Source organism: Sulfurimonas sp. (assembly GCF_014859695.1).
GTDB lineage: Bacteria > Campylobacterota > Campylobacteria > Campylobacterales > Sulfurimonadaceae > Sulfurimonas.
In genome coordinates this window covers 1-4691 of sequence record NZ_JACUTS010000109.1, presented here as the reverse complement: position 1 = coordinate 4691, position 4691 = coordinate 1, and the positions used below count along the sequence as shown (strand labels likewise).

The window sequence follows — 4691 nt, the reverse complement described above, 5'->3', positions numbered from 1 at the left end:
TGTATCCGAGCTTCTTCTATAAACGAGGGGCGATTTCCATCTTTATCTAAGGGGTTTCCGGTTCCTATAATAGAGTGAACATATGCACCTCTTAAAGTCTCTAACTTAGCATTATGACTTACCACTCCTGTTGCTTTAAATCTTAAAGCTTCAAAACCATCGCTATTTAACTTTCTCTGCAATGCATGTGTTGCTCCAAGCCATGCGGTCATGGCAGGAAAACCTATAGTAAATGGACTTGAGAGAGCATTTGCGTTATGTACTTCTAAATGAGGTAACAATAATAGTTGTCGTGTCATCGTAACATCTCCCTATACTTATGCACTATTTCTGCCATATCTTTTTTCTCTTCTTCTCCAATTAGAAAACCTTTTTTATTAACTCGTTTTTCATAGCTTTTAACTAGCCATCTAGTTATCTCGTTTTCTAGTTTATCCAACCAATTATCCTCTTTTTCTCGTACCTCTTCATATTCATGGCACAACCAAATCTTTTGATAAGATTTTAAGTTTGAGGTTGGTTCATAATATTGTTCTTGAGAGATTAAACGCACCGACCACATCTTTTCGATGATTTTATCCATTAACTGCTCATATCTGTAGGTACGACCATTGCGGATATTAATATTATTGTAATCTGTACTATAGATTCTATAAAGAGCATCAAAAGTTTCTGAAATCTCCCATGCTCTTATTGAATCTTGAAAAAAGTCATTTTTAGGAAAATGGTTCTCCCTTTTTTTCAGCACAGGCGGCATAGAACGAAGCAGATATGCTTTTCCTCCATTTTGAGAATTTAAAACAGAAATATTTTGGGGCTTTGTGCCTCCATAACCTATAAGAGTTAAATCATAAATCTCACTATAACCTTTATCCGAGTATTCATTTTTCTTTCTCTTTTCTCGCATCTCTTTAAGTTCATCACCAAAACGGATAGTATCAATACGCTTTTTAAGATGATACATAATCCCGGAATTACTTAAAATAGAGAGTTGATGATAGTCATGGTTGACAGGAAAATAAACCTGCTTTATCTTTTCGCTTGTGACTAAAACTTCCGGAGAGTTTATCATCTCCCAAAAGCCATCTCTTAAATGCTCATAACTATTATCGTTAATCCTTAAAAGTGATTTTGCCAATTCACTCTCTGACTCTATGTGATTTATCAGTTTTTGACCATCACCCATCACTAAATTTAAAAATTTGTAAACATCTAGTGCGGCTGCATTTCCTAGTGCATCACGCTCAACCTCTACATTGCCGCTTCTAAGGAATCCATCGTTTCGCCTTTGAGTATCGGCTATAATCGGGGTAACATACCCATTCTTATTTTTTCTTGCACTTGGATGAGAAAAAGTACAAGGGTGTGTTGCTATAGAAATCTGCCCTGCTCGCGAAGAAGCATCAGGAAGCCATTTTTCGAGTGAAAACAACTCTTCACATTTCCCTTGAAGTTTTAATACTTCATCATCAGACATGGAACTCTTCTGATTTTTTTTCATCCAAAGTTCTTTTCTTTCGTCAAAAAATTTAGATATTGCATGTTCTGTCAATTTTTCTCCTTATTTTTTCACCAATCCAAACTGGTCACTATATTCAAACTCATCATTGTCTTTGTAAATCACAAAACTTAACTCTCCATACCTCAATGATACCTCCTCTTTAGTTTGATTGCTTTTTAATGCGTACTCTTCAATTACATGAGCGTAATCTCGGTTTAGCCATAATCTCTTTGTATCTATATCATCATTTTCTAGCTTCGTTATCCGTAGCATCTCTTCCCTATTTTTTGGCATACCATGCTCATCTATCTCTGCAAAAAAATAGTTATCATTTTTTTCGCTATAAGTTAAATATACTTTTATACTCTCTTTTCCCTCTCTAAATGGATGAAGATAGAGGGGATGAGCGGTTAGAAACCAACTCTCGTCCAAATATCCTTGGAAAGAATCAGCCCCTTTATTACTATAGGAGGTCAAATCTTTTTGCGTTGCAAAATGTTCTAAATCTATTAGAGAATTTTTTTGGTCTAACTTTTTAGGTTTTTTAATTCTAGCTCGTGCATCAAGTCTATCGGCTATCTGCTTTGTATCTATTAAATTTGAGATATTATGCGTATTGAGTGTAATATTTTCTTCATACCCGGGTTTATTAAAATATTTTCCCTTATCGTCATCGCTTCTTTTAAAAGCTCTATAGTTGTATTGCATCAAAGCAATATTTGGCTTAACTATCTCACCTGCTCTATGACGTCGTATACGCCCTGCAAGTTGGATAATAGAGCGATAAGAAGATGGTTCAATCACAGCCCAATCAAAATCATGGTCTCTTCCTATCTCTTCTACGGGGGTTGCAACCAAAACAAAAAGTATATCTTGCGTTTGAGAGGCATCTATATGAGAACGGATAATTTCATTTTCAAATGCTTTTGGCTCTTCATCTTGCTTTTCTTTACGCTTTAAAACAGCATCAAGATGCTTCTCTTGCTCATGGCGTAAAAGCAATACCTGATTAGCATGATATGCCATTACTTTTATTTCGACATCCTCATATTCAACCATGGCTAAAAATTTTGTTAAAGCTACACAAGGTGATATGTTGGCAACACGCACAACACCAAAAGAGATTCGTTTCGCACTTTTTTTATCAACAGTGTGGTGCCGGTGATGCTTGTGTATGATTGCTTCTTTTATTTTTGAAAAATAAATCTCTGCTTTTGTTGCATCCCTTTCATCTTCGCTCTGCTCCATTGCCTTATGACACTCAATTATCTCTACTTTTCTTTTTATGGGTTCTTTTTGTAGATGTTCTATTCGCTTATCTACAAAATGATTATGACTCTCTTGATATATTTCTAATGCTCTTATGCTTTGTAAGCTCTCAATCGCTTCTACCTCTGTTTTAAACTCATCTATCCATGCACAGACTATCTTGTTTTTTGCTTCATGCCCTTTAGCGTAAAGTTGCCACCCTTTCTTATAAGCATTAAAATATCCCTCTGCCAAATCAGGCGGAATAGTCGCCGATGAGATCATCACACCACGCCCTAACATCCCTGCTAAATGTACCAATCTCCCAATAGCAATAAGGTCAGACCCGCTAAAGTCATCAATCTCATCTATAACCAAATCAGACGATAACATTCGCAAACTAGGTAATATATAACGCCCACCCTTTTTAGTTGTCACCGCTCCCATGAGATGGTCAATTGTGCAAACTAGCACGGGTGCATAAAGAAACTTCCTATCTCGCTCTTTTTGCAAAATAGTACTGAGTCCATCCTCTGGAATATCGCACTCATACATCACCTCTTCATCAAGCAAACTCTCTAAAGACTCTGAACCAAACTTATCATGCTTGTCAACATCTTCTTCTTGTTTGTCTTTGTGATTGTGGAGTTCCATTATTGCTTTTGAACCTATCAAAACTGCTAAATCATCTTGACTTAGCTCAATTCTTTCTCTATATTCATCACCTGTTTGCAGGGTTAAAGTTCTTAGCCCCAAGGCTAAAACATATCGCAAAGAATCTCCATTTTTGGAGATAGCTTGCATAATTTTAGCATTTGCAAAAGTCTTTCCACATCCGGTGCTAGCCATATTGACAGCAAAAAAACCTCTCTTTTGAGACTCCTCACTTATGAGCGTTTTTATCTTTTGTACAGCTTTATCTTGCCAAGCAAACTCTTTAGGACTTGCTATTTTCAAGGCTCTATTATTTTTAACTATAGGAGATTTGTCCTCAAACATGGGTAAATAATGAACAATTTTCATAGCACTTTTGTAAACACCGCATAAGTGTTCATCAAGTTTTTGTTTTAACTCTTTGGTTTTAGGATGCGTATTTGCAAAAAGTCCTGTGATATCTTTATAGGAAGAATTTTTATCCTGTGAAGAGTAGTTATGGTCGCCCAGCATTAAACAAAGACGACTATGATGCAAAACGGCTCTATAACTACCGTCATTTATAGCTTCATCTAAAAGTGATTGAAGTGCAAGAAGTCTGGTAGCCCACCGTTTGACTAAACTCAACCACTTAGAAGAGTTACTTAAGAGACCATGAGGAAAAATGAAACACTGTTTTAAGAGTTTTTGATACTCCTCTTCATCTCTTCTATTTTCATATCCCCATGATTGTTTAATATATTGCAAGGTTTCTTCTATAGAAAAAGAAGCCACACCGTTATATTCATCTGCAATAATTGATTTCATAGTTGCTTCACTTGGTAGTTTATGATGAGAAGCAATTAGCCAAAGTATCAGTTGTGCCGAAGATGGAAGATTTTGCAATACCCTTTCATTAACATCTTGAACTGATGCCATCAATAAAGTTTCATCTATTACACCCTCACTTAAACGATGGAGCCAATCTTCTTTATTTTGTGAAATAAAAGCATTGAGTAAAATACAACTTATCCATTCATGACGAATCGGGTCACCTTTTATTTTACTGTTTGGTTGTAGCTTTTTCTGAAAAAGAGCTGTTGATTTTCCCCAATCATGGAACAAAGCAGAAAGTGCCGTCAATGCTTTTATAAGTGGTAAATATTTCCAATCACTCTCTTTATAATTATCTAAAATACGCTTAGCCGTCCAATGCACAGGCACTACTCCCTCACTATTAAATCTATCTCTATTCCCAACAACCCATAAAAAATCACTACGACTGCGACTGCGTATCCAGTGGCAACTT

Annotated in this window: 3 protein-coding genes; all 3 read right to left on the bottom strand. The window is 36.0% G+C overall.

Features of this window, described 5'->3' with window-relative positions:
- Positions 1-299 (bottom strand): type I-F CRISPR-associated protein Csy2 (locus IBX42_RS11290; RefSeq protein ID WP_294933001.1); only part of this gene is annotated, 299 nt, incomplete at its 3' end.
- Positions 296-1552: a type I-F CRISPR-associated protein Csy1 gene (csy1, locus tag IBX42_RS11285; RefSeq protein ID WP_294932999.1), complete on the bottom strand. Its 1257-nt coding sequence runs from the start codon at positions 1550-1552 to the stop codon at positions 296-298. The genes csy1 and IBX42_RS11290, both read right to left, overlap by 4 nt.
- Before the next feature lie 9 nt (positions 1553-1561).
- Positions 1562-4691 (bottom strand): type I-F CRISPR-associated helicase Cas3f (gene cas3f / locus IBX42_RS11280; RefSeq protein ID WP_294932997.1); only part of this gene is annotated, 3130 nt, incomplete at its 5' end.